The organism is uncultured Sulfitobacter sp. (assembly GCF_947500075.1).
GTDB lineage: Bacteria > Pseudomonadota > Alphaproteobacteria > Rhodobacterales > Rhodobacteraceae > Sulfitobacter.
In genome coordinates, this window is sequence record NZ_CANMQS010000002.1 from 735,528 (window position 1) to 759,715 (window position 24,188).

Annotated in this window: 26 protein-coding genes and 1 tRNA gene; 7 read left to right on the plus strand and 20 right to left on the minus strand. The window is 59.9% G+C overall.

The genetic code is table 11. From position 1 onward, the window contains the following. Positions 1-54 precede the first annotated feature (54 nt). Positions 55-1,605 carry a helicase HerA-like domain-containing protein gene (locus Q1A91_RS08580; protein WP_299875707.1) on the minus strand — a complete coding sequence of 517 codons (1,551 nt, stop codon included), beginning with the start codon at positions 1,603-1,605 and terminating at the stop codon, positions 55-57. A 470-nt stretch (positions 1,606-2,075) separates the two neighbouring features. On the opposite strand from Q1A91_RS08580, the gene Q1A91_RS08585 reads away from it, so the two are divergent. Further along, entirely contained in the window at positions 2,076-2,687 is a 612-nt protein-coding gene (locus Q1A91_RS08585; RefSeq protein ID WP_299875709.1) for an invasion associated locus B family protein, read from the plus strand. Between the two features lie 59 nt (positions 2,688-2,746). On the opposite strand, the gene Q1A91_RS08590 is transcribed toward Q1A91_RS08585, so the two are convergent. Genes Q1A91_RS08590 through Q1A91_RS08605 form a run of 4 tightly spaced genes read right to left on the minus strand, consistent with a single transcriptional unit; the run spans position 2,747 to position 6,986 of the window. After that, positions 2,747-3,955 carry a beta-ketoacyl synthase gene (locus Q1A91_RS08590; protein WP_299875711.1) on the minus strand — a complete coding sequence of 403 codons (1,209 nt, stop codon included), beginning with the start codon at positions 3,953-3,955 and terminating at the stop codon, positions 2,747-2,749. Between the two features lie 3 nt (positions 3,956-3,958). Next, entirely contained in the window at positions 3,959-4,216 is a 258-nt protein-coding gene (locus tag Q1A91_RS08595) for an acyl carrier protein (RefSeq protein ID WP_299875714.1), read from the minus strand. Between the two features lie 33 nt (positions 4,217-4,249). Continuing rightward, positions 4,250-5,341 (minus strand): UDP-3-O-(3-hydroxymyristoyl)glucosamine N-acyltransferase, encoded by a 1,092-nt coding sequence (gene lpxD, locus Q1A91_RS08600; RefSeq protein ID WP_299875716.1) that lies wholly within the window; start codon positions 5,339-5,341, stop codon positions 4,250-4,252. A gap of 31 nt (positions 5,342-5,372) precedes the next feature. After that, a complete protein-coding gene (locus tag Q1A91_RS08605; protein WP_299875718.1) occupies positions 5,373-6,986 on the minus strand; it encodes a L,D-transpeptidase family protein in 1,614 nt (537 codons plus the stop codon). Positions 6,987-7,310: 324 nt separating this feature from the next. Between Q1A91_RS08605 and Q1A91_RS08610 the strand changes: the two genes are divergently transcribed. Continuing rightward, positions 7,311-7,880, plus strand: a complete 570-nt coding sequence (locus Q1A91_RS08610; RefSeq protein WP_299875720.1) for a DUF882 domain-containing protein — start codon at positions 7,311-7,313, stop codon at positions 7,878-7,880. Positions 7,881-8,017: 137 nt separating this feature from the next. Then, a tRNA-Arg gene (locus tag Q1A91_RS08615) sits at positions 8,018-8,094 on the plus strand. Positions 8,095-8,119: 25 nt separating this feature from the next. Here the strand turns inward: Q1A91_RS08615 and rpiB are convergent. The 12 genes from rpiB to Q1A91_RS08675 all read right to left on the minus strand — a co-directional run bounded on the left by rpiB (position 8,120) and on the right by Q1A91_RS08675 (position 17,649). Then, entirely contained in the window at positions 8,120-8,569 is a 450-nt protein-coding gene (rpiB, locus tag Q1A91_RS08620) for a ribose 5-phosphate isomerase B (protein WP_299875722.1), read from the minus strand. Between the two features lie 27 nt (positions 8,570-8,596). Next, positions 8,597-9,817 (minus strand): cysteine desulfurase, encoded by a 1,221-nt coding sequence (locus tag Q1A91_RS08625; protein WP_299875724.1) that lies wholly within the window; start codon positions 9,815-9,817, stop codon positions 8,597-8,599. Then, positions 9,817-10,398, minus strand: coding sequence for a YIP1 family protein (locus tag Q1A91_RS08630; protein ID WP_299875726.1), 582 nt, complete (start codon positions 10,396-10,398; stop codon positions 9,817-9,819). Before Q1A91_RS08630 ends, Q1A91_RS08625 begins: the two co-directional genes overlap by 1 nt. Continuing rightward, positions 10,398-10,913, minus strand: a complete 516-nt coding sequence (locus Q1A91_RS08635) for a YIP1 family protein (RefSeq protein WP_299875728.1) — start codon at positions 10,911-10,913, stop codon at positions 10,398-10,400. Before Q1A91_RS08635 ends, Q1A91_RS08630 begins: the two co-directional genes overlap by 1 nt. Further along, positions 10,889-12,169: a Fe-S cluster assembly protein SufD gene (sufD, locus tag Q1A91_RS08640; protein ID WP_299875730.1), complete on the minus strand. Its 1,281-nt coding sequence runs from the start codon at positions 12,167-12,169 to the stop codon at positions 10,889-10,891. Before sufD ends, Q1A91_RS08635 begins: the two co-directional genes overlap by 25 nt. Continuing rightward, entirely contained in the window at positions 12,169-12,924 is a 756-nt protein-coding gene (sufC, locus tag Q1A91_RS08645) for a Fe-S cluster assembly ATPase SufC (RefSeq protein WP_299875732.1), read from the minus strand. Before sufC ends, sufD begins: the two co-directional genes overlap by 1 nt. Positions 12,925-12,973: 49 nt before the next feature. Next, a complete protein-coding gene (locus Q1A91_RS08650; protein WP_299875734.1) occupies positions 12,974-13,909 on the minus strand; it encodes an FkbM family methyltransferase in 936 nt (311 codons plus the stop codon). A gap of 21 nt (positions 13,910-13,930) precedes the next feature. After that, positions 13,931-14,242 carry a heavy metal-binding domain-containing protein gene (locus tag Q1A91_RS08655; protein ID WP_299875735.1) on the minus strand — a complete coding sequence of 104 codons (312 nt, stop codon included), beginning with the start codon at positions 14,240-14,242 and terminating at the stop codon, positions 13,931-13,933. Next, on the minus strand, positions 14,239-14,424 hold the full coding sequence (locus Q1A91_RS08660; protein WP_299875737.1) for a hypothetical protein: 186 nt from the start codon (positions 14,422-14,424) through the stop codon (positions 14,239-14,241). The genes Q1A91_RS08655 and Q1A91_RS08660 overlap by 4 nt, the downstream gene beginning before the upstream one ends. Beyond that, positions 14,424-15,956, minus strand: coding sequence for a Fe-S cluster assembly protein SufB (sufB, locus tag Q1A91_RS08665; RefSeq protein WP_299875739.1), 1,533 nt, complete (start codon positions 15,954-15,956; stop codon positions 14,424-14,426). Before sufB ends, Q1A91_RS08660 begins: the two co-directional genes overlap by 1 nt. 21 nt (positions 15,957-15,977) lie before the next feature. Next, complete coding sequence (locus Q1A91_RS08670; protein ID WP_299875741.1) at positions 15,978-17,078, minus strand: aminotransferase class V-fold PLP-dependent enzyme; 1,101 nt, start codon at positions 17,076-17,078, stop codon at positions 15,978-15,980. Positions 17,079-17,187: 109 nt separating this feature from the next. Next, positions 17,188-17,649: an Rrf2 family transcriptional regulator gene (locus Q1A91_RS08675; RefSeq protein ID WP_299875743.1), complete on the minus strand. Its 462-nt coding sequence runs from the start codon at positions 17,647-17,649 to the stop codon at positions 17,188-17,190. A gap of 211 nt (positions 17,650-17,860) precedes the next feature. On the opposite strand from Q1A91_RS08675, the gene Q1A91_RS08680 reads away from it, so the two are divergent. Genes Q1A91_RS08680 through Q1A91_RS08690 form a run of 3 tightly spaced genes read left to right on the plus strand, consistent with a single transcriptional unit; the run spans position 17,861 to position 19,382 of the window. Beyond that, positions 17,861-18,514, plus strand: coding sequence for an alpha/beta hydrolase (locus Q1A91_RS08680; protein WP_299875745.1), 654 nt, complete (start codon positions 17,861-17,863; stop codon positions 18,512-18,514). Further along, positions 18,514-18,786, plus strand: a complete 273-nt coding sequence (locus tag Q1A91_RS08685) for a hypothetical protein (RefSeq protein WP_299875747.1) — start codon at positions 18,514-18,516, stop codon at positions 18,784-18,786. The genes Q1A91_RS08680 and Q1A91_RS08685 overlap by 1 nt, the downstream gene beginning before the upstream one ends. After that, on the plus strand, positions 18,783-19,382 hold the full coding sequence (locus Q1A91_RS08690) for an HD family hydrolase (RefSeq protein WP_299875749.1): 600 nt from the start codon (positions 18,783-18,785) through the stop codon (positions 19,380-19,382). The genes Q1A91_RS08685 and Q1A91_RS08690 overlap by 4 nt, the downstream gene beginning before the upstream one ends. A gap of 39 nt (positions 19,383-19,421) precedes the next feature. Here Q1A91_RS08690 and Q1A91_RS08695 read toward each other — a convergent pair whose 3' ends face one another. After that, positions 19,422-21,638 (minus strand): NADP-dependent isocitrate dehydrogenase, encoded by a 2,217-nt coding sequence (locus Q1A91_RS08695; RefSeq protein WP_299875751.1) that lies wholly within the window; start codon positions 21,636-21,638, stop codon positions 19,422-19,424. A 209-nt stretch (positions 21,639-21,847) separates the two neighbouring features. Between Q1A91_RS08695 and Q1A91_RS08700 the strand changes: the two genes are divergently transcribed. Then, positions 21,848-23,062 (plus strand): NADP-dependent isocitrate dehydrogenase, encoded by a 1,215-nt coding sequence (locus tag Q1A91_RS08700; RefSeq protein ID WP_299875752.1) that lies wholly within the window; start codon positions 21,848-21,850, stop codon positions 23,060-23,062. A gap of 68 nt (positions 23,063-23,130) precedes the next feature. Here the strand turns inward: Q1A91_RS08700 and Q1A91_RS08705 are convergent, their stop codons facing one another. Further along, positions 23,131-23,925, minus strand: coding sequence for a class II glutamine amidotransferase (locus tag Q1A91_RS08705; protein ID WP_299875754.1), 795 nt, complete (start codon positions 23,923-23,925; stop codon positions 23,131-23,133). Positions 23,926-23,927: 2 nt separating this feature from the next. Continuing rightward, entirely contained in the window at positions 23,928-24,131 is a 204-nt protein-coding gene (locus Q1A91_RS08710; RefSeq protein ID WP_299875756.1) for a DUF6356 family protein, read from the minus strand. Positions 24,132-24,188: the final 57 nt, after the last annotated feature.

The window sequence follows — 24,188 nt, forward strand, 5'->3', positions numbered from 1 at the left end:
ACACCAGATTCCCAGACCATCGGTGCGCAGTGAACCTGCGGCCGACGTGCCTTGTCAGCGCCCCTTGAACAACCCACCCAGAATGCCGCGCACAATCCGGCGGCCGGTGGTGCCTTTGAGTTCCTTGATCACAACCTGCGCCACGGCCTGACCGAACCCGTCCTGCGATTTGCGCCGGGGTGCGCGGGAGGATGACCGCGCCACCCCCTTGCCTGCATAGCGACGCGCATTGTTGAACTCCCGCAGGGAGGGTGTCGCGGCTTCCTCTGCTTCTTCCTCTGCCTTGGCGGCGTCGGCGGCGGCCTTGTCGGCACGGGCGCGCAGCATCTCGAAGGCGGAGTTGCGGTCCAGCCGTTGATCGTATTTTCCGGCCATGGGCGATTGTGCCATCAGGGCGGCACGTTCGCCCGTGCTGATCGGACCCAGTTGGGAGGATGGCGGCCGGATCAGCGTGCGTTCCACAATGCCCGGCACCCCCTTCTTTTGCAGGAAAGAGGTCACCGCCTCCCCCACGCCGACTTCGCGGATCGCCTCTTCGGTCTCGAACCGGGGGTTTTCGCGATAGGTCTCGGCGGCCATGCGCAGTTCCTTGCGGTCCTTGGCCGTGAAGGCGCGCAGGGCGTGCTGGACGCGGTTGCCCAATTGACCAAGGATGTCTTCGGGTACGTCAGCCGGATTTTGGGTGATGAAATAGACCCCAACCCCCTTGGAGCGGATCAGGCGGGCAACCTGTTCCACCTTGTCGACCAGCGCCTTGGGCGCGTCATCAAACAGCAGGTGCGCTTCGTCAAAGAAGAAGACCAGCTTGGGTTTGTCCGGGTCGCCCACCTCGGGCAGTTCTTCGAAAAGCTCCGACAGCAGCCATAGAAGGAAAGTTGCATAGAGCTTGGGCGCGCCCATCAGTTGGTCGGCGGCAAGGATGTTGATCGAACCGCGCCCGTCCGTATCCGTCCGCATCAGATCTTCAAGCGCCAGCGCAGGCTCCCCGAAGAGTTCAGCCGCGCCCTGGTTTTCCAACACCAGCAAACGTCGCTGGATCGCACCAACAGAGGCGGAAGAGACATTGCCGTAGCGCAGCGCCAGTTGTTTGGCGTTCTCACCGATCCAGACCAGCAGCGCTTGCAGGTCCTTGAGGTCCAGGAGCGGCAGGCCATCTTCATCCGCCACGCGGAACGCAATGTTCAGGATACCCTCCTGCGCCTCCGTCAGCCCCAGAAGTTGCGCCAGCAGCAGCGGGCCCATTTCGGATACGGTGGTGCGTACCGGATGTCCCTGCTTGCCGTAAAGATCCCAGAAGGTGACCGGAAAGGCATCATAGGTATAGTCGGTGAAGCCGATCTTGGTCGCGCGGCTTGTGAAGGCATCGTGCAGCTTGTGTTCCGCACTGCCCGATTTCGCCAGGCCGCTGAGGTCCCCTTTCACATCCGACAGGAACACCGGCACGCCTTGGGCAGAAAACCCTTCGGCCAGGATCTGCAAGGTGACCGTCTTTCCCGTACCGGTGGCCCCGGCAACCAAACCATGACGGTTTGCGTAACCGATGTTCAGAAACTGCTGCGTGGCATATGCTTCGCCGCCGCCGCCAATAAAGATGTCTTTTGTCACGTAAAAACCCCCTGTTGCGGCATTGCTTGCCGCATGTTCGCGGTGAGCATACTTAATTAACCTCTACGCGCCATAGTGATTGTGTCGCCTGCCAACATGTCCTTTAGGCGGGCGGCACTTCCTCCCTGTCAGACTGGCCGCGCCTTCGGGCGCGGCACTTTTCGCCTTTGGCGGGAGTGGAACGGTGCTCTTCCCTCCACGCGCGTCACAATCCTGTTATTTAGTGGACTTTCGTCACATATTTCCGGTTGACCGTTCAATGTCGCTCTCGTAACGTTGCGTCATAAGTCGGCCCAGTCCGATGGGGAGAACCAAATCGAGGAAGGAGTTGCTTTGCAGCTCCTTTTTCTTTCCTGCGTGGCAGCCAGCCTAATCCCGCCTGATCCGGTCGATTTTCGCCGCCAACCCACTGACATTCCTGTACCATCATGCTAGACCCCCAAAAAACGAGAGTAGGTGTGGAAAACAACATGAGCATGACCCTGAAATCCCTTTCCCTTGCGGCGGCATTTGCCGTGCTGACCCCCATTTCCGTCCTGGCGCAAAGCACGGACGCAGAAGCGGATACCGATGCAACCAATGACATTGAATCGCAATTGCCTCTTGGTGAGGACGCCGACAAGGATCCCGATCTGGGCAAACCCTATACGGCTGAAGTGATTGGTTCGTGGGAACTGCGCTGTATCAAGACAGAAGCCGAAGATCCCTGCCAGATGTATCAGCTTCTGGACGATGGTGAGGGGGCTCCGGTTGCGGAAGTGTCCTTGTTCCGGCTGCCCGAAGGCGGCAAGGCTGAAGCGGGCGGCACGATCATCGTACCGCTTGAGACGTCGCTGACCGACCAGATGACGATCTCTATTGATGGGGCCAAAGGCCGCCGGTATCCGTTTGCGTTCTGCAATCCTGTCGGTTGCTACGCCCGCATGGGGCTTACGCCTGCGGATGTGACGGCGTTCAAACGCGGCAATGAAGCGGTCATCACAATTGTTCCTGCCTTGGCACCAGATCAGAAAGTTCAGCTGAAACTGTCGCTGACGGGCTTTACTGCCAGCTATGACAAAGTGTCTGTCATTCAGCCGTAATCACCAACGCGATCACATGATCATATGGCCGCGCCTTCGGGTGCGGCCTTTTTCATGGGTCAGACGCGGCGCAGTGCCAGAACGGCGTTCATGCCACCAAAAGCAAAAGCGTTGCTGAGCGCCACAGACACCTTCGCCTCACGCGCCTCATTCGGGACCACGTCCAGCGCGCATTCGGGATCGGGTTCTTCATAGCCGATGGTGGGCGCGATCACACCGTCGCGCAGGGCCATGATGCAGGCCAACAGCTCCACCGCGCCGGTGCCGCCAATAAGATGCCCGTGCATCGATTTGGTCGAAGAGATCATCAACCGATCCGCATGCGGGCCAAAGACATCCGCGACCGCAGCGCATTCGGTCTTGTCATTGGCAGCGGTCCCGGTGCCATGAGCGTTGATATAGCCCACCTCTTCGCCATTGATGCCTGCGTCCTGCAACGCGCCGGCCATGGCCCGCGCCGCCCCATTCTTTGACGGCATCACGATGTCGCTGGCATCCGAAGACATGGCAAAACCCGCGACTTCACACAGGATATCCGCGCCGCGGGCACGGGCGTGATCATAGTCCTCAAAGACGAACACCCCTGCCCCTTCGCCCTGCACCATCCCGTTGCGGTTGGCCGAAAACGGACGGCACGCATCGCGGCTCATCACCCGCAGGCCTTCCCAGGCCTTCACACCGCCAAAGCACAGCATGGATTCCGACCCGCCTGTGACCATCACCGGCGCCATGCCGGACCGGACCATCGAAAACGCCTGCGCCATCGCGTGGTTCGAGGACGCACAGGCAGTGGAGACGGTGAACGACGGGCCTTTGAGGTTCCATTCCATGCTCACATGGCTGGCGGCGGCGTTGTTCATCAGCTTGGGCACCACAAAGGGATGCACCCGGTTTTTGCCCTCTTCATAGACGGCGCGGTAATTGTCGTCCCAGGTCGACACCCCGCCGCCCGCCGTGCCCAGCACAACACCGGACCGCGCGGCCAGATCACCGGAGAACGTCAGCCCCGACTGTTCAATCGCTTCTCTGGCGGCGGCCAGCGTGAATTGGGTGAATCGGTCATAAAGCGAAATCTGCTGGCGGTTATAGCGCCCTTCGGCTTCAAACCCGCGCACCTGCCCGCCGATCTGGATCGACAGACGATCGGTGTCGCGGAAATCCAACGGGCCAATCCCGCAAACCCCTTCGCGCATCGCAGCCAGGGTGTCAGCCACGGAATGACCAAGCGCGTTGATCGTGCCGGCACCTGTGATGACAACACGGTGCACCACTCAGGCCTGCTCGGCTTTCAGCCGTTCGATGCCCGTGATGATGCTGGCGACCGAGGAAATGTCAAAATCGGACTCCTGCGGCGCATTCGCGTTGAAGGGCACGGAAATGTCGAAGGCTTCTTCAATGGCAAAGATGCTTTCGACCAGCCCGAGGCTGTCTATTCCGAGATCCTCCAGCGTGCTGTCCAGCGTGACATCCTCGGGTTCCAGCACAGCCTGTTCGGCAATGATCGCGATGACCTGATCCTGAATGCTCATGACGTTTCCTTGGTATTGGCCTTCGGGGCTGATTTAGTCATCGTCACCCGGTTTGAAAACCGCCTTTCTGAGGTCCGCGACATCACGCAGCAAGCGCGGCAAGCGCCGGATCGCTTTGTACATGTCCACCTGTTTGTCCATCTGCGTGGCGGGATAGCCCAGCATGGTGCGCCCTGCGGGCACGTTTGACATCAGTTTGGTGCCGCCCCCGGCAATCACGCCGTCGCCCACGAAGATGTTGTCATTCACCCCGCACTGGCCTGCCATCACCACGTTGTTGCCAATCACGGCCGATCCTGCGATGCCCACTTGCCCGCAGATCAGGCAGTTTTCGCCGATGGTCACGTTGTGGCCCATGTGCACCTGATTATCGAGCTTGGTGTTATTGCCGATTTTCGTATCCCGGATGGTGCCGCAATCAATGGTGCAGCCCATGCCAATCTCAACATCATCGCCCAACGTCACACTGCCCAGCGAATGGATGCGGATCCACGGCTGCGCTTTGGCTTCGCCCTGATCGCCCAGGGTTTTCCGGGCGGATTCGACCGTCGAAGGCTCAGCCGTGACAAAGGAAAACCCGTCCCCGCCAATGCGTGCGCCGGACTGGATGATCACCCGGTCGCCGATGGTCACACGCGCGCCGATGCTGACATGTTCGCGCAAGTAGGCATCCGCCCCCAGCGTCACATCCACGCCAATGAAGCAATGCGGCCCGATCACCGCGTTGTCGCCAATCACCGCCCCGGCAGAGATCACGGCGAGCGGCCCCACGCTGATGTCCCGGCCCAGCTTTGCTGCGGGATCAACCACGGCGGAGGGGTGAATGCCCGGCTGAAACCCCTGCCCTGCATCCAGCATCCGCGTCATGCCGGACATCGCAAACCGGGGTCGGTTCGGCAGGATGGCGGCCTTGAGCCCCATAGCCTGCCAATCCGCATCCGGCCACAGCATGGCGGCACGCGCAGCACCCTCCGGCAAGCTTTCGGCATACTTCGGGCTCATCGCGAGGGCCAGATCATCCGGACCCGCCGTTGCAGGCTCCGCCGCGCGGGCGATGGTCAGGGTGGTATCCCCGACCGCCTGCGCGCCGATGGCATCCGCTATTTCCGCGATAGAATGTGGCATGGGGCACCCCGCTTCGGAATTGCCCCGAGGCTTATCCCTGAACGCCGCCCAAGACCACCCCTGCCTTTGACAGCGCATCCCAGATCCGCGCATCGCGGCCATATATGTCTGCGCGATACTCAGTATGGCCCCGCGCGTTGGTCACCGCTGTGCGGTAGATGATGTGCACGGGCACAGGTTGATCCAGCAGCACTTTCGTCTCCCGACCGGATTTCAGCACGCGCTGGAAGTACCCTTTGGGATCGTCCTCCTGTGCGGCCAGCAGCGTGTAGGCAAAATCAAACGGATCGTTCAGACGCACACACCCATGGCTGAACGCCCGCACATCACGCGAAAACAGGCTCTTCTGTGGCGTGTCGTGCAGGTAGATGTTGTGCTTGTTGGGGAACATGAATTTCACCAGACCCAGCGCGTTCCGCGGGCCCGGAGGCTGGCGCATGGCATAAGGGAAATTGCGCGCGGAATACTTGCTGAAATTCGCCGCCCCCCGGTTCACAACCCGCCCGCGACGGTCCGTGATCTGGATATGACGCACCGCATTGGGGTTGCGGCGCAGCGCAGGCAGGTATTCCTTCGTGACGATGGAGCGGGGCACATACCAGCTTGGATTGATCACCATATGCTCCATCACATCGGAGAATTCCGGCGTCGGCCGATCCTCCGTGCGTGCCCCCACCACGGACCGTGTCTGGAAGGTGACCTTGCCATCGTCGACCACCTTGGCGGTGAAATCGGGGATGTTCACAAGGATATGCCGCTTGCCGCGTTCGGTGTTGAACCACCGCTCCCGCTCAAGTGCCACAAAGACCGATTGCAGGCGTTTGGCGACGGTTGTGTTGATCTGCGCCATGGTGGCGGCACCGGCCACACCATCCGCGTTCAGCCCATGGGCAACCTGAAATTCATGCACTGCATCGGTGATGGCCTTGTCATAGGTCTGGGTGTTGGAGCGGCCCAGATAATCCATCGCCATCAAGCGGTTGCGCAAGGCGATGACCGCAGTGCCACTGTCTCCCGGCTCAAGCGACTTGGCGGGCACCGTTGGACCCCAGCCCCCCGCATCCAGCAGGCGCTGCATCGCGATCTTCTCTTTCAGCAGGGCGTTGTACTCAAGACTGCGGGGCGGCAGCGCGCGAAAGAAGGCCGCCGGTTTCGCCTCTGCCAATCCGGTCAGATAGGCGGTGCGGTCGCGGTAAGGCACATCGCGGACGATGCGGCTGTCCACGCGGTTGGGGATCAGCATGCCGGTCTGGATGTCGCGGGCGTATTGCAGGAAAACGCGGCTCATCTCCACTTCGGCAAATCCCCGGTCACGGGGGCTTTGCACGGCAGAGAGTGTGCCCATCAGCCCCTGTGGATCATAGCGGGCAATCGACAATCCATGATCGTCCGCGGTTGAAATCGCAGCCATCAACTGCGCACGACGGGCGCGGTGCTGGTCCGAAGGGCCAGTCCACAAGGGCGCGTAATTCGTGGAACGATAAAACGCCGCGATGTCCTCATCACGCGCGGCCGCTTCTGCCACGGCTTGTTTGAAGGCTGTAACCTGCGCGCTGGCAGGGGTGGGCGTGAAAAAAGATATAAAAACGAATGCAATGGCCGAAAACACCACGCCAAAGCGTGGCAGGATGGAATCACCTGTCATCTGAAAAACCCCGAATTTGAACACCGTCACTTTTTGTTCTTCTAATGTTCGGAGATTCCCCAATGCCTGTCTATTCACATTTACTCCAGTTTAAGATTCAATTGTTCCCATGATGCGCAAAAACCACTTGTTTTATTGGGGTCTGAGCGCCCCCTGCACAAACGATGCGCAACTTTTCGCCTAAACTTGCAAATTCATTGAACCTTTTTCTTTCACGGGTTGGTTCATAATTGCCGCTATGCCATACCAATGTTGCATCTGGGGAAACGATGACGCGCCCGTGTAACATCATGGGCCAGGCAGACGACGGGACAGATAGAAACTATGGCAGTGTTAAGCACATCGGGCATGACCCGGCGCGCCCTCCTTGGCGCATTCGCAGCGACCACAGTAGCGGCAGCACCCACGTTCTCTAACGCAGCAGGTTTCCTGCGCGGCGGCGGTGATATCCGACGCATCCGTATGTACTCCGGCCGCACCGGTGAGCGTATCGACATGATCTACTGGATCGAAGGCAAGTACATCAAGGACGCGGTGAAGGAAGTGAACTACTTCATGCGCGACTGGCGGACCGATGGGGTGAAAACCATGGATCTGCGCACCATCGACATCATGGCGGCGGCGCACAATCTGATGGATGCGAATGAGCCCTATATGCTGCTGTCCGGCTACCGCAGCCCCAAGACCAACGCGATGCTGCGCTCCCGCTCGCGCGGGGTGGCCAAGAATTCCCTCCACATGAAAGGTCAGGCGGCTGATCTGCGTCTGTCTTCCCGCTCCGTGCATCAGATGGCGAAGGCTGCGATTGCCTGCCGCGGTGGCGGTGTCGGCAAATACTCCGGCTCCAACTTCGTGCATATGGATTGCGGCGTTGTGCGGAACTGGGGACGGTAAACCGCGTCGCGGAAATTACGAGCCAAAAGCGTCCTTCGGGGCGCTTTTTTGTTTTAAATCATACCTCTACAAGATCGCTGGCCGAACGCGCCTTCCCCATTGCAGCCCCACGATGCCTTCTGTATAGATCAGGACGTGGACCATTAGCTCAGCTGGATAGAGCGCTGCCCTCCGAAGGCAGAGGCCAGAGGTTCGAATCCTCTATGGTCCGCCACCTCTTTCCCCTCAAACCCTGAATGCTACGCGTCGAGCGCCTTGATCATGTCGACCCGAAGCCCATGACGCCCGCCTTCGAAGTCGGTCGTCAGAAACGCATCCACAACGTCCAGCGCCAGACCTTCGCCAATCACACGGGCCCCCAGCGCCAGCATGTTCGCGTCATTATGCGCCCGGATCATCCCGGCAGAGAACGTGTCATGACAGACGCCGCAGCGGATGCCCTTGACCTTGTTGGCCGCCATCATGATGCCCTGCCCCGTCCCACACACGATGATGCCAAGCGCACAATCGCCCGATGCCACCATCCGCGCTGCTGCTTCGCCATGTTTGGGGTAATGCGTGCTTTCCGTCGTGGTCGGACCAATGTCGACCACCTCCCAGCCCTTTGCCGCGACATGTTTGGCAATCGCCTGCCGCAGGTCAATGGCGGCATGGTCGCTGGACAGAACGATACGTTTGTTGGTGGTCATAAGGAGCAGTCCCGTTGTGCGGTTAGGTCATGCAAAAAGCTCATGCGCCAATTCCAGCGCTTCTACAAGCACATCGACCTCTTCAGTGGTGTTGTACATCCCGAACGAGGCCCGACAGGTCGCCGTGACACCGAGATGATCCATCAAAGGCGCCGCGCAGTGATGCCCTGCCCGCACCGCCACGCCTTTCTTGTCGAGGATGGTGGAGATGTCATGGGCATGGGCCGCACCATCCAGTGAGAAGCTGAAGATCGCGCCCTTGTCCGGTGTATGGCCATAGACCTGCAACCAGTTCAGACCGCCCAGCTTGGCGACCGTATAGTCGCGCAACTGATCCTCATGGGCCGCGATTTCCGCCATGCCCAGATCCATCATGTATTCCAGCGCCACGCCCAGACCGATGGTCTGCACAATGCCGGGTGTGCCTGCCTCAAACTTCATGGGCGGATCGTTGTAGGTGATGTGGTCCTTGGCGACATCGCGGATCATATCGCCACCGCCCATGAAGGGCCGCATCTCGGCCATCCGCTCGGACTTGCAATAGATCGCGCCGGACCCGGAAGGACCATACAGCTTGTGGCCCGTGATGGCGTAGAAATCACACTCAAGATCGCTCACATCCACAGGCATGTGCACTGCCGCCTGCGATCCATCGACCAGCACTGCAACCCCCTTGGCATGGGCGGCTTGCGTGATGGCCTTGATGTCAACTTTGGTCCCCAACACATTGGAAAGATGGGTGATTGCGATCAGCTTGGTCTTGGGTGTGATCGCGTCAATCACTGCCTGCGGGTCAAGCGCGCCCATGGCGTCCGTATCAACCCACTTCAACACAACCCCCTGCCGTTCGCGCAGGAAATGCCAGGGCACGATGTTGGCGTGATGCTCCATCACACTCAGGATGATCTCATCCCCCGCATCCATCCGGGGCATGGCCCAGCCGTAAGCGACCATGTTGATGCCCTCGGTGGTGCCGGAGTTGATGACGATGTTGTCTTCCGACGGCGCGTTCAGGAACCGCGCGATGATGCCACGCACACCTTCGTACTTCTCTGTCGCCAGATTGGACAGGAAATGCAGGCCCCTGTGAACATTGGCATATTCCATCGAATAGGCCTGGCTGATCGCATCAATCACCACCTGCGGTTTCTGCGCCGAGGCCCCGCTGTCCAGATAGACCAGCGGCTTGTTGTTCACCTCACGGGCCAGAATGGGAAAGTCGGCACGGACCTGATTGATATCGAACATCAGCTCATTACTCCCTGGGCGCTCAGCCCGATCAAAGACAAAAAGATACTCAGCCCCAGCACCAGCCCGACAGCCGCGATCACCACAACCGCGATGCCATGCCCGGCGGTGGGCAGGCGGCCCGCAGCGGCGATGAAGTTAAACATAATCCACAGCCCCCAGATGCCCACAACGATGGTCAAAAGCACACCAAGAAGAGGCAAGGCAAGGGTGATGATCAACAGCGCCAACTGCGCCACGGCGCGCAGGATCTGCAACCAGACCATCACGCTCAGCATGTCCCACAGATCACCTGTGCCGCCCAGGGCACGGGCGACCCAATGCAAGGCGTGCACAAAGACGACCAGGCCGCCTGCAACGATCACAAACAGAACTAGTGGTCGGCTGGCAAAGGACGGAATGCCGATCGTCGGTTCCGACAGATACAGCATCAACTGCATCACCAGCGCATAAAGGGCCGCGCCCAACAGCAACCCGGTCCACAGCACGTCCCGCTTGAGCCCCAACGACATGATGTATTCCGCCGCCTCACGCGGCTGGCGCAGCGTGGTCTGGATCAGCGGCATCAAAGCGATGTCCATTACGCAGCCTCTGTTCGGGCGGCGACCAGCAGGCCGGAAATCCAGAACCATCCGAAGACGGCCAGCCAGATGAAGCTGACAAGCTGCAACTGCACCCCCTGCCCGATCAGGCCGGCCACAAGCCCAAAAAGCAACATCACCGGCGCGGAGGCAAGCAGCGCCCAGAACAGCGTAAACCGTACTTCAAATCCGCTGACCGGCATCCGGGCCACTTTGGTGACGACCCAGATTAATGCGGCCAGGCCATAGAGCAGCAGTGGTATGATAAATATAAACAAAAACGCGCTCCAGTAGAGCCGCGCTTCCAACGGGCCAGCCGGGTTCAGCTGCGCTTCCCGCGCCTGATAGGGGGCGGCGGCGATGAACATCAACACCCCCGCAATCAGCACGAACAGCAGCGCCCGCACTTCGTTCCGCCCCTGAGCCAAGAACCGCCCAATTACCTTGGACGGTCCTTTGTAGGTCGCAACAATGTCGCTGGTCAGCGCCATCAGCCGCGCCGTCGCGCGAGCCATTCGGCCATGCGGCCGTTGATCTCATCACGCAGTTCTTCGGCTTCAATCTCTTCCACCGCTTCAGCAAGGAATGACAGTGTCAGCATGTCCGTCGCTTCGGCTTCCGGCACGCCGCGTGCGCGCAGATAGAACAACGCATCTTCGTCAATCGCACCAGACGTCGAACCATGCGAACAGGCCACATCATCCGCGTAGATCTCAAGCTCCGGCTTGGCGAGGAACTGGCTGTCGCCGTCCAGCAACAAGGATTGGCTGATCTGATAGCCATCGGTCTTCTGCGCGCCTTCTTTCACAAGGATCTTGCCCTGAAAGACACCCGTCGCCCCGTTGCAAAGCACCTTCTTGAACACCTGACGGCTTTCGCAATTCACCGCGTCATGGGTGACGAAGACCGTGTCATCGTGATGAAATGCGCCGTCGCCCACACAGGCACCGGCCACATGGGCCTGCGCGTCATCGCCGGTCAGCTCAAGGATACACTCATTGCGCGTCAGCACACCGTTGGCGGTCAGGGTGAAGCTCTTGAACACCGATTCCGCGCCCAGACGCGCAAAGATATGCGTCGCCGCACACCGTTCATGGTCGCGGCCCTGCGCGCGGATGTGGTGGAACTGCGCATTGTCCGCAACCTCCACTTCCATCAGCTTGTTGAACCGCGCCGCCGCCGGGCCATTCTCCAGCACCGTCAGCGATGCCCCTGCGTCCAACTTGATGCAATGGTGTAGCACCGCGTCAGAACGCTCTGATTTATGGAGGTAAATCAGGCTTACGGGTTTGCTGGGCTGGCCCGTCACATGGATCAGGACGCCATCGGTTGCAAAGGCGGTGTTCAACGCGGCCAGTGGCCGTTCCACCGGATCCTGCCCCCGCAGTTCAAGCGCGCCATACAGATCCCGCGCCCAATGCAGATCGCTGGTGGCATCCGCCAAACGCTCAATCGTGATCCCCTCAAGGCTCAGATCGTCAGAGGCCTCTGCATCAAACACACCGTCGACAAAGACAACCCGCAGACGGTCCACGTCACCGAAAATGGGTGCTTCATCGGGATCGAATACCGCTGCTGTCGGCGCAGGCATCTGGGTCAGCGTATCAGGCCGGGTGAACTTCCAATATTCATCACGGCGGTCCGGCACGCCCATCGCGCGCAGCCGGGCCAGCGCGTCCTTGCGTGCGGCCACGCTCCAGCCTGTGTCAGGCATGGCATGCGCGGCAATCATCGCCTCTGTCGGGTTTGGCTTTGGTGCTGCTTCGCCCATTACGCCATCTCCGCCAGAATGTTGCCGTAGCCGTTCTTCTCCACTTCCAGCGCCAGCTCCGGTCCGCCGGATTTGACGATCCGCCCGTCGGCCATGATGTGCACAACGTCAGGTTTGATGTGGTCCAGCAGACGCTGATAGTGGGTGATCACCAGAAACCCCCGCCCTTCGGAGCGCAGCGCATTCACGCCTTCGGACACCAGTTTCATCGCGTCCACGTCCAGCCCGGAATCGGTTTCATCCAGAATGCACATCTTTGGCTCCAGCATGGCCATTTGCAGGATCTCGTTGCGTTTCTTCTCCCCACCGGAGAAGCCCACGTTCACCGGGCGCTTGAGCATATCTGCGTCGATCTTCAACGACTTCGCCCGCTCCCGCACAGCCTTGAGGAATTCGGCCGCTGACATCTCTTCCTCGTCCCGCGCCTTGCGCTGTGCGTTCACTGCCGTACGCAGGAAGGTCATGTTGCCCACGCCGGGGATCTCCACCGGGTACTGGAACGCCAGGAAAAGGCCCGCCGCGGCGCGCTCTTCAGGTTCCATGTCCAGCAGATCCTCGCCTTCCAGCTCAGCGCTGCCTTCGGTCACCTCATAGCCGTCCTTGCCGGACAGCACATAGGACAAGGTCGATTTGCCCGATCCGTTGGGACCCATGATCGCATGCACCTTGCCCGCTTCAACTTCCAGGTTCACACCTTTGAGGATCTGCTTGTCCTCTTCTTCCAGCTTCACGTTCAGGTTCTTGATGCTCAGCATTTCTCTCTCCTTTACAGGCACATAGGGCCTCTTTTTCATCTACAGCGGGTCAGCGCTGCATCCATCTCGGCAGTTGTTTCAAAAAGTCCTGGCTTGCCGTTTCCGGCAAGACCTCGCGCGCGATCAGCGCGTCTAGGCAATGGAACGTCAGATCAAGGCTGTCGAACACACCCGCCGCCGCCACGGCAAGTCGCTTGATCTGCGCATCGCTCCAATCGTCCATCTTCAGCGGGTCGCGGATATAGACCGCGTCGCCATCCATCAGCTGGTTCTTCAGACGTGGCTTGAACATCTGTTGCTGCACGCTGCTGGCCGCAGGCACGGATTTCGCGAACATCAGCTTGTGCAGGGCAAACCCCTGCCCGCGCAGTTCCGCATCCAGATCACCCCAGAGCGGCTCATCCTCATAGATCGGTGAAAACCGCACTTCGGTCACAACAGCCACCGCATCCGACAGTTTCTTACGGCCGGTCTGGAACACATCCAGCTCCCCGCCCTGAATGTCGATCTTGAGCACATCCGGTTTCGGCAGTTCCTTGGCCGGGATCTTGTCGAGGGAGATCAGGTCAATCTCAATCGGATCGCGCTGCTTGCCATGCCACCCGGGCCGCCCCAGATAGGTCACGCCTGCCTTGTCAATCGGCAGGATGGAGCCAAGCCCAGACCGTGGATGGCCGTAAAACAGCCCCTTGCCTGTCTTGCCCACCGCGCGCTGCACGAAATGCGACCCCGGCAGCGGGTCTTTCATCAGTTCGGCAAAGGCAGTCGGTTCCGGTTCAAACCCCCAAACCTCACAGCCGCCCATTTTCTGCAATTCTGTATAGTCCGGCACATTGATCGGGTTCGCGCCCACATCGGCAATGCGCAGGGGCCGATCCACCTCCAGCATTTCAATCAGGAACCGCAGACGGTTCTGAAACCCGGCCACAGCCGCACCGGGCGTTTCCTGATCTTCAACCATCGTCATGTCGTTATCTGTAGGCATCTGCTGATCCTGATCCGCCGCTCAAAGGGTTACAGCCGTGCCGGAAACGGACACCATCAGCATGCTGTCGCCCACCACTTCGTAATCCAGATCCACTCCCACAACCGCATGGGCACCCAAGGCCGCCGCCCGCTCTTCCAGCTCGCGCATGGCTTCGTCGCGGGCGTCTTTCAGCTTGGTCTCATAGGCACCAGAGCGCCCGCCGACGATGTCGGTGACCGAGGCGAAAAAATCCCGCACCACGTTGGCCCCCATGATGGCCTCGCCCACAACAATGCCCTTGTAGCCTGCGATGGGACGCCCTTCGATGGTATGTGTTGTTGTCAGGATCATTCACGGTCCCCTTTGAACATGATGAGCGCGACCTGAATTGCCGCGTAGACCATTGCAAACACGATGCTGGAAAAGATCGCGGACCAGAGTGCAGCGCTGCCAAAGCCATCTCCCCTGACAACGAGGATGACAACAAAGAAGACGGCAGTTGCAACCGCAGTGCTCCGCGCAAGCTTCGGCATTACCCCACAGAACCCTCAAGCGAGATCGCCACAAGCGCCTGCGCTTCCATCGCAAATTCCATCGGCAGCGCCTGCAACACGTCTTTGCAGAACCCGTTCACCACCAGCGCCACGGCTTCTTCCTCATCCATGCCACGCGCCCGGCAATAGAACATCTGATCGTCGTCCACTTTTGACGTCGTCGCCTCATGCTCTACCCGCGAAGAGTTGTTCTTGACCTCAATGTAAGGCACCGTATGCGCCCCGCATTTGTCACCGATCAGCAAGCTGTCACACTGGGTATAATTGCGCGATTCCTTGGCCTTGGGGTGCATCGACACCAAGCCGCGATAGGTGTTCTGCGCCTTGCCCGCCGAAATTCCCTTGGAGACAATCCGCGATTTGGTTCGCTTGCCCAGATGGATCATCTTGGTGCCGGTATCGGCCTGCTGCATGTTGTTGGCGATGGCGATGGAGTAGAACTCCCCCTGGCTGTCATCCCCCCGCAAAATGCAGGACGGATACTTCCACGTCACCGCAGAGCCTGTCTCAACCTGCGTCCACATCACCTTCGCCCGGTCGCCCCGACAATCGGCACGTTTGGTCACGAAGTTATAGATCCCGCCCTTGCCGTTCTCATCACCGGGATACCAGTTCTGCACGGTGGAGTATTTCACCTCTGCATCTTCCTCGATGATGATCTCCACCACCGCCGCGTGCAGCTGCGACTCGTCGCGCTGCGGCGCCGTGCAGCCCTCAAGATAGGAGACATAGGACCCCTTGTCGGCAATGATCAGCGTCCGCTCGAACTGGCCCGTGTTCTCCGCATTGATGCGGAAATAGGTGCTCAATTCCATCGGGCAACGCACGCCCGGCGGGACATAGACAAACGACCCGTCTGAAAACACTGCCGAATTCAGCGTCGCATAGAAATTGTCAGACACCGGCACAACCGACCCGAGATACTTCTTCACCAACTCCGGATAATCCTTGATCGCCTCGGAGATGGAGCAGAAGATCACCCCCGCCTTGGCCAGTTCATCACGGAACGTCGTCCCCACGGAAACGGAATCAAACACCGCATCCACCGCCACCTTGCGCGGCTCGTTCGACATTTCCTCAGCGCCTTCGACGCCTGCCAGAATGGCCTGCTCCTTCAGCGGAATGCCCAGTTTCTTGTAGGTTTCCAGCAACTTGGGATCCACGTCATCCAACGACTTGGGCTTTTCGGCCATGCTCTTGGGCCGGGCGTAGTAATACTGGTCCTGAAAATCGATCTCAGGATAATCCACCATCGCCCAATCAGGTTCTTCCTTGGTCAGCCAGCGACGATAGGCTTCCAGCCGCCATTCGGTCATCCACTCCGGCTCTTCATTCTTGCTGGAAATCAGCCGCACGATGTCTTCGTTCAGACCCAGCGGTGCATATTCCATCTCGATGTCCGTAGACCAGCCATGTTTATAGGCCCCGCCCACTTCGCGCACGGCATCAACGGTTTCCTGATCCACGCCCTCTTTGACGCTGTCATGCTCTTTAACGATGTCCAAGCTCATGTTCCCTCTCCGTTGGCACGCCTATGCGGCCCGTTGCTCGTGTTTCCTGAGTTTCGCCAGCCACGCATCCGCAAAGCGCAAAACTTCATCTCTCGTCGTCTCCAGCCCCAACGACACCCGGATGGCACTTGCCGCCTGTGTCTCGTCAAAGCCCATTGCCGTCAAAACCCGGCTGGCCTTTACCTTGCCGCTGGAACAGGCAGATCCGGCTGAGATCGCAAATCCGGCCAGATCCATCTGCATCACCTGCGTCTCTCCCTTCCATCCTTCGGTGAGGATGCAGGAGGTGTTCGGCAGGCGCGCAGCGGCTTTCCCGACAAAAATAGTCTTATTTGAGCCAGCCTCAAGACTTAGTTCTAGAATATTTCTAAATTCGGCAATTTCTTCCCACCGCCCGGCCGCCACATCCCGGCCCGCTGCCTCAGCCCCCGCGCCGAACCCTGCGATTCCGATCATGTTTTCAGTGCCTGAGCGTCGGTTCATCTCCTGCCCGCCGCCTTTCAGCATGGGCTCCGGATCATCGGCGGTGAAATTGATCAACGCGCCGATCCCCTTCGGCCCGCCCAGTTTGTGGGCGGACAGGATGGCGTAGGACGGTGTCTGCGCCCCATAGACAACCGGCACCTTCCCAGCCATCTGCGTGATGTCGCAGACCACAGCTTTGCCCGGCGAACTGCCCACAACCGCCGAACCGGGTGCCATCACCCCCGTTTCACTGTTCGCGGCGGAAACCGCAATCAACCCGGGCGGCAAGGTCTCCCGCCACGCCGGATCCACCCTGCCGGACAGATCATACACCGACGCTAAAGCCACCTCACTCCAAACCCCCAAACAATCATGCTCCGTCGGCAGCGCCGCAAAGACCCCGCCATGCCGCCCCTTCTGCGCCACAGACAACGCCGCCGCTTCCGTGGCCGACGACGTGAAAATCACCTGCTGCACCCGACACCCGACCAAAGCCGCCACCTGCGCCCGCGCCTTCTCCACAAGGCCCTTGGCCGCACGCCCCTCTGCATGCACCGACGACGGGTTCCCCACCACATCCATCGCCGCAATCATCGCGTCCCGTGCCTCCGCCCGCAAAGGCGTGGTCGCATTATGATCGAGGTAAACCCTCACCAACCCTCTTTTCTCCAAAAATATCCCAGAGCGCGAGACAGCGTCTCGCAAAACCGATTTGGCGCAGACAAATCAATAAAATCAAACCGCGCTTGCGCGGCAATCAGATTCCTCATCCTTCATCCACCACATCAAAGAGGTTCGGCACCGCCGGGCATGGGGCCAGCTCATTGGCAATCACATCCGACAACCGCGTCTGATGCAAAAACACATAGACATGCGCGCTCAACCCTTCCCACAGCCGGTTGGTCAGGGACTGTGCGCGGCTGCCCGATGCCCCGCCAGAGGCCCCTGCCCCCTTGTGCATCGCATCCACCGTCTCATCCACGGCGGAAAGAACATCCACCACACGGATCTCCGACGCGGGTCGCGCCAGCCGGTAACCCCCACCCGGTCCGCGCACCGAGGTGACCAGTTCCGCGCGCCGCAGCTTGACGAACAATTGCTCCAGATAGGGCAAAGAGATCGACTGCCGGTCCGCAATCTCCCCCAGAGAGACCAACCCGTCCTGCGCCGACAATGCGATGTCGGCAAGTGCCACCATCGCGTAACGGCCTTTGGTTGACAGTTTCATCCGATCTCTCCCCGCAGCCCATGACCTTCTGATCAGGCCGTTTTCCTACGCCTTACATTGACGCCGTGACGCGAAATGCCTACACGCAAAGCCTGTTGCGCTGGAACATATGCAACAGTCAGATTAGAACCGTTCTAAGGTTTGCGCCCCGCGCCGTCAACACGGCCGTTGCCTGCATCAAAACCTTACGAACCCACAGGACAGGACGCCCATGCCAGAGGTTATCTTCCCCGGACCTGAAGGCCGGCTTGAAGGCCGCTACCACCCCCAAAAAGAGCGTGACGCACCAATTGCCATCGTGCTCCATCCGCATCCGCAATTTGGCGGGACAATGAATCACAAGGTGGTCTACAACCTGCATTACGCCTTTTATAACATGGGCTTCACCGTGCTGCGGTTTAATTTCCGCGGTGTTGGGCGCTCTCAGGGCGAATACGATCAAGGCATTGGTGAGCTGTCTGACGCCGCCTCCGCCCTCGATTATCTGCAATCGATGAACAACAATTCCAAACACTGCTGGGTTGCGGGTTTCTCCTTTGGCGCCTGGATCGGCATGCAGCTGCTGATGCGCCGGCCGGAGATCACCGGCTTCATCTCCGTCTCTCCGCCCGCGAACATGTATGACTTCAGCTTTCTTGCGCCCTGCCCGTCTTCCGGTCTGATCATCAACGGCACGGCTGACCGTGTGGCCCCGCCCGCGGATACCGTGAGCCTGGTGAACAAACTGCATGAACAAAAGGGCATCACCATCACCCATCAGGAAGTTGAGGGTGCCGGCCACTTCTTTGAAGAGCCGCATATGGAGACGCTGATCAACAGCTCCACCGATTATGTCAAACGCCGCCTGACTGAGACGACCCGCTGATGGCAGACCCGGTCGTCATCGAACTGGCCAACAAACTGGCCGAAGAATGTCTGGCCGTGCAGCGAGAGACCGGCGAAGACCGTTTGTTCATGGAAGTGGGCGACGTGCTGGGGGCGTCGTCCCAAACCCTCGAAGAAGCGTTTCTGACCGCCGTGCGCACCCGGATGGCCAATGAAAAGGCCCGCGCCTTTCTGGTCGACAAGATCAAGAAACACCGCGCGGCCGCTGCGGCCGACGCACACCCTCCTGCGGGTGCGGCAGGCGGCGAATGAACGACACCGCACGCCTTGATCAGCAGATCGCTTTTCTGAACGAGGCCGACAAGCTCAAATCCACCCTGCGCGCCACCACCCTGTGCGACAACTCGCGCTGGGAAAACTCTGCGGAGCATTCCTGGCATCTGACGCTTTACGCGCTGGTGCTGGCCGATCAGGCGGGTCCGGGTGTGGACATCACGCTTGTGATCAAAATGCTGATCCTGCACGACCTTGTGGAAATCGACGCAGGCGACAATCCGATCTTTGGCGATCACGACATCACCGCGATGGAGGCGCAGGAACAAGCCGCCGCGGATCGCATCTTTGGCTTGCTGCCTGATGATCTGCGCGATGAATTGCGTGCGGTCTGGGAAGAATTCGAAGCCGCGGAAAGCCCTTCCGCACAGTTCGCCAAATCCCTCGACCGTTTTCAGCCGCCCATGCAGAACCTGATGTCCGGTGGTGGCAGCTGGACGGAATACAACGTCAGTGAAGCGCAGATCGCGGACCGCGTCGGCAGCAAGATCAACATCGGTGCACCGGGCCTGTGGGCCTATGCCAAAACGCGGATTGCGGCATTCTTCGCGCAGCACGCCGCGACCCACAAGTAAACGCCGGGCAGACCTGCAAAGGCCCACCCGGCATCTCGCTTACCCGATAATCGCATTCAACGTTGCACTGGGTCGCATGACAGCCGCCGTTCGGGCGTCGTCATTGCGGAAATACCCGCCCGTGTCCGCCGCAGCACCAGAGCCTGCCGAGAGTTCCGCCAGAACCGCTGCTTCACCCTCCGCCAGCGCCTTGGCCAAGGGCGCAAACTCCGCCGCCAGATCCGCATCGTCTGATTGCGCGGCAAGTGCTTCGGCCCAATAGCGTGCGAACCAATAGTGGCTGTGGCGGTTGTCCGGCTCCCCGGCCTTGCGGCTGGGGGAGCGGTTGTCATCCAGAATGCCTTGCGTGGCGGCCTCTGCCGCCGCACCCAGCACGCCAGCCTTGGCATTGCCGCGCGCGTCCGCAAGAAAGTTCAGGCTCTCCCCAAGGGCACAAAACTCCCCCATGGAATCCCACCGCAGATGGTTCTCAGCGTGCAACTGCTGCACATGCTTTGGCGCAGAGCCACCCGCACCGGTTTCAAACAATCCGCCGCCCTGCATCAGCTTCACAATCGACAGCATCTTGGCCGATGTGCCCAGTTCCAGAATGGGGAAGAGATCGGTCAGATAATCGCGCAGCACGTTGCCGGTGATGGCAATGGAATCCTTGCCTGCCGTGATTGTCTTCAATGACTGAGCGGTCGCTTCACGTGGTGCCATGATCTGGAATTTATCAGCAACTCCAGCCGCTTGCAGCGCGGGTTTCACGTACTCAATCAACTGCGCATCATGCGCGCGGTTGGCATCCAGCCAGAAAATCGCCTCAGACCCCGTCAGCCGCTGACGGTCCATCGCCAGTTCAATCCAGTTCTCGATCGGCGCTTTCTTGACCGTGCACGACCGCCAGATATCGCCCGCTTCCACGCTGTGGGAATGCAACGTTTCGCCGTTGGCCAGGACAATCCGGATCACGCCATCTGCTGGCGCTTCGAACGTGGTCGGGTGGGAGCCGTATTCCTCAGCCTTCTGGGCCATCAGGCCAACGTTGGCCACCGCGCCTGCCGTGGTCACATCCAACGCACCATTGGCTTTGAAGAAATTGATCGTCTCGTCATAGACCGTCGCATAGCAGCGGTCGGGGATCACGCAATTGGTGTCACCCTTGGCCCCGGTCTCATCCCAGCCTTTGCCGCCCGCGCGGATCACCGCAGGCATGGAGGCGTCGATGATCACATCCGAGGGCACATGCAGGTTGGTGATGCCCTTGTCGCTGTCGACCATATACATCGAAGGCCGTGCAAGCGCCGCGATCTCCGCCACGATCTCCGCCGCGTTATCCATCGTCTCAATCGCCGCCAGCACATCCGCCAGCCCAGAGTTCGGCGAACCACCGGCAGCGGCAATCGCCGCGCCATGTTTGTCCCACACCGGCCCCAACCACGCCTTGACCGCGTGGCCGAAGATGATCGGGTCAGACACCTTCATCATCGTGGCCTTCATATGCAGCGAGAACATCGTGCCGTCGGCCTTGGTATCCTCAATCGCGCCCGCGAGGAATGCTGACAACGCCTTGGCCGACATGAACGTCGCATCCGCAATCGTGCCCTCTTCCAGCGGCCATGCCTCTTTCAGCACCGTCACAGCGCCATCCGCGCCCTCAAATTCAATCCGCGCGGTCCCGGCCTGTGCGGCACTGATCGTGGCGGACACTTCATTGGCGTAAAAATCATCACCCGGCATCGAAGACACCTTGGTCTTGCTGGCCGCATCCCATGTCCCCATCGAATGCGGATTGGCCTGCGCGAAATTCTTCACCGCCCGTGCCGCGCGCCGGTCGGAGTTCCCTTCCCGCAATACCGGGTTCACCGCAGAGCCCTTGATCGTGTCATAGCGCGCGCGCACCTCGCGTTCCGCATCATTCTGCGGGTCCTCAGGATAATCGGGCAAGGTGTACCCCTTGGCCTGCAACTCCTCCACAGCCGCCACCAACTGCGGCACAGAAGCGGAGATATTGGGCAGCTTGATCACATTGGCTTGCGGCGTTTTGACCAACTCCCCCAGCCACGCCAGATCATCGCTTTGCCGCTGCTCTGCCGTCAGGTTCTCCGGAAAGGTCGCGATGATCCGCCCGGCGAGCGAGATGTCACGCGTGCCCACATCAATCCCGGCTGCCTTGGTAAAGCGACGGATGATCGGCAGAAACGACGCGCTTGCCAGTTCGGGTGCCTCGTCAACCTTGGTATAGATGATGTCGGGGGTCTGAGATTGGGCCATGAGATCCTCTTTCTGTGATCGGCTGCGGGAGGGCCATCCGTCTCAAAATACCGCGGGCTGCACGGGTTTCTGACAGGTGGTCCAACATTTGCCCCTGCGGTACCCAAGCCTCTCCCGCATGTCAATGTGTACCATTGTATACAGCCTTTCTTATCTGCCTAAAATGCGCTAGACGCGAGGGCGAAAGCCCCCAAACCCAAGGACCCTCCATGACCAAGATCAAGGTAGACAACCCCATCGTCGAACTCGACGGGGATGAGATGACCCGCATCATGTGGGACTTCATCAAGAAAAAGCTGATCCTGCCCTATCTGGATGTGGACCTGAAATACTATGACCTCGGGATTGAGGCCCGTGATGAGACGGAGGATCAGATCACCATCGACGCCGCCGAGGCGATCAAGAAACACGGTGTTGGCGTCAAATGCGCAACCATCACGCCGGATGAGGCACGGGTGGAGGAATTCGGCCTCAAGAAGATGTGGCGCTCGCCCAACGGGACAATCCGCAACATCCTTGGTGGCGTGGTGTTCCGCCAACCCATCATCTGCAAAAACGTGCCGCGCCTCGTGCCCGGCTGGACCAAACCCATCGTGATCGGCCGCCACGCCTTCGGCGATCAGTACAAAGCCACCGATATGAAGTTCCCCGGCCCCGGCAAGCTGACGATGAAATTTGTGGGCGACGACGGGACAGAGATTGAGCATGAAGTCTACCAAGCCCCCGCAGCGGGCGTGTTCATGGGCATGTACAACCTCGATGACAGCATCCGCGACTTCGCGCGCGCCTCGCTGAACTACGGCCTGCAAATCGGCTGGCCAGTGTATCTGTCGACCAAGAACACCATCCTCAAGCAATACGACGGCCGCTTTCTGGAGATCTTTCAGGAGGTGTTTGATGCCGAATTCGCCGATGCCTTCAAGGAAAAGGACATCTGGTACGAACACCGCCTCATCGACGACATGGTCGCCTGTGCGATGAAATGGAACGGCGGCTTCGTCTGGGCCTGCAAGAACTACGACGGCGATGTGCAATCTGATACCGTCGCACAGGGCTTTGGCTCGCTGGGCCTGATGGCCTCGCAACTGATGACCCCAGATGGCAAGATTGTGGAAGCCGAAGCCGCCCACGGCACCGTTACCCGCCACTACCGCCAGCACCAGAAGGGAGAGGAGACCTCGACCAACTCCATCGCGTCTATCTACGCCTGGACCGGCGGCCTCAAGCACCGTGGCAAACTGGACGACAACACCGCGCTGACCAACTTCGTGGAAACGCTGGAGAAAGTCGTGGTGGACACGGTCGAAAGCGGCCACATGACCAAAGATCTGGCGCTGCTTGTCGGTCCGGACCAGGGCTGGCTCACCACCATGGGCTTTCTGGAGAAGGTGGACGAAAACCTTGGCAAGGCCTTGGCGGGCTGATCCACCTCCCCTGACAACATCAAAGGGCCGCACCGCAGCGGCCCTTCTCAAATGCGCAACCGCCCTTGTCAGGCTGCCCGCCGCTGTCCCTCTGGCTGAAAGGGGACGATATCACAATCGGTTGCCGTGAACCGGCAAAAGCTGCCCTTGGGCACTTCGGTCCAGGCGCTCAGATCGGTGTCAAAGGGCTCGGACACCACCGACCACCCCTGCCACTGCGCATTCCACTGGTAAAACAGCGACGGCGCGCGATCGTCCGAGGCATACCGCACCGCATAGAGGGTCTGTCCATCGCTGAACGCCGCCCCCACGCGCATATGTGGTCCAATGCCTGCGGTGCGCGATATCTCTTCAAACAGGCCAACACTGCGCGCCACGGCCCCCTGCGGATCGGCATCCAGCCCAAACCCGCAAGCCACCAGAAACAGCGCTTCACTGTCAGACGCCCCTTTGCGGTCGCCATACAGGGGCGCCGGGATCAGCATGTCAGCTTCCTTGCGGAACTGCTCAAACCCGCCGACCTGCCCGTTGTGCATGAAGGCCCACCGCCCGTGTACAAACGGATGGCAATTGTTGCGGCTGGTCGCGGCCCCGGTGGAGGCCCGCACATGGGCCAGAAACAGCCGCGCACGCACCTGTTCCGCCAAGGACCGCAGGTTCGGATCCGACCAGGCCGGATAAACATCGCGGTAGAGCCCCGGCGTGGGGCGCTGGTCATACCAGGCCAGCCCGAACCCATCCGCGTTGATCGCCGTCTTGCACTTGCTGGCTTCACGCGACTGGTGGATCAGCGAATGTGACGGTGCTGTGAGCATCTCGCTCAGAAACAATGGCTGGCCCAGCCATGCGGCCCAACGACACATGATCAGCCCCGGTTGTGTGTGCGCTCATACAGCGTCTTGATGATCCGGCTGGCGGTCTTCTCAAACAGACACGGGATCAACGCATGGACCAGCGCCGCGCCGGCCGCTGCAAACAGCAGCCCAGAGAACTTCAATGCAAAAAGCATATGCTCAAAGAAGGTCTCATCGACTTTGGCGGGATGGTTCAGAAAAACGCGTGCAAACATGTCAGGCTCCTTGGATGACGTGCCGCAGAAACTATCACCAGGGCGCGGTGAAGATTT